The sequence below is a fragment of the Pseudonocardia kongjuensis genome, assembly GCF_039526905.1.
Lineage (GTDB): Bacteria > Actinomycetota > Actinomycetes > Mycobacteriales > Pseudonocardiaceae > Pseudonocardia > Pseudonocardia kongjuensis.
In genome coordinates this window covers 1-1,148 of sequence record NZ_BAAAJK010000074.1, presented here as the reverse complement: position 1 = coordinate 1,148, position 1,148 = coordinate 1, and the positions used below count along the sequence as shown (strand labels likewise).

2 protein-coding genes are annotated in these 1,148 nt (G+C 68.2%); both read left to right on the top strand.

All coding sequences use genetic code 11. From position 1 onward, the window contains the following. On the top strand, nt 1-291 hold a 291-nt coding region (locus ABD160_RS33235), incomplete at its 5' end, for a transposase (protein WP_344030723.1). Further along, a partial coding sequence (locus ABD160_RS33230; RefSeq protein ID WP_344030720.1) for an IS3 family transposase occupies nt 288-1,148 on the top strand: 861 nt, incomplete at its 3' end. The genes ABD160_RS33235 and ABD160_RS33230, both read left to right, overlap by 4 nt.

Below are 1,148 nucleotides of genomic sequence, written 5' to 3'. Positions count from 1 at the left end.
ATGGGGCGTCGAAGCAAGTACCCCGAGGAGTTCCGGCGCAACGCCGCGAAGCTCGCACTCGACGGTGGCCGCTCGATCCGAGAGGTCGCCCGCGAGCTCGGGGTGAACCACGAGACCCTGCGGAACTGGGTCGAGGCGTTGCGCCGGGAACGCCGCGACGGACCCGCCGCTGTCGGCGGGGAGGAACGCGCCGAACTGGCCCGGCTGCGTCGCCGGGTCGCGGAGTTGGAGCTGGAGAAAGAGGTGCTGCGAAAAGCCGCGGTCTTCTTCGCCCGGGAGACAGACCGGTGACCCGAGAAGCGATCTACGGGTTCATCGCCGCGGAGAAGACCACCTACCCCGTCCGTCTCCTGTGCCGGGTCCTGCAGGTCAGCACCTCAGCGTTCTATGACTGGATCGGTCGCGGCCGGCCGGTGATCTCCGAGGACGACCTCGCTGACGCGCACGCCGCGAACGAACTCCACGATGCCTGGGCCGAGCACCGCCGCACCTACGGCGCCCGCCGTCTGACTGCCGAGATCCGCGATCGTGACCAACAGGGCCGGGCCTGGAACCACAAGAAGGTCGCCCGGCTCATGACCGTCGCGGGTATCGAGGGCATCCATCGGCGCCGCCACGGCAAGAAACGCAGCCGTGTCGGCGCCGGATCGGTCGCGCCGGACCTGGTCAAGCGGCAGTTCGTCGCCGAGGGCCCGGACCAGCTATGGGTCGCCGACATCTCCTACCTGCGCACCTGGGAGGGATTCCTCTACCTCGCGGTGGTCCTGGACGCCTGCACCCGCTGTGTCGTCGGGTGGGCGATGGCCGACCACTTGCGCCGCGAGCTCGTCCTCGACGCCCTGGGTATGGCCCTGCACCAGCGCAAACCGGTTGCCGGGTTGATCCACCACAGCGACCACGGCGTCCAATACACCTCGATCGACTTCGGCCGCACCCTGCGCACCAGCGGCGTGGTCGCCTCGATGGGCAGCATCGGCGACGCCTTCGACAACGCCATGGCCGAGAGCTTCTTCGCCACCCTCAAAGAAGAGATGATCTACCGAAGGGCTTGGCCGAGCCGGCATGAGCTCGAGATGGAGGTGTTCTCCTTCATCGAGGGCTTCTACAACCCCTTGCGGCGGCACTCCCGGCTGGGCAACCTCAGCCCC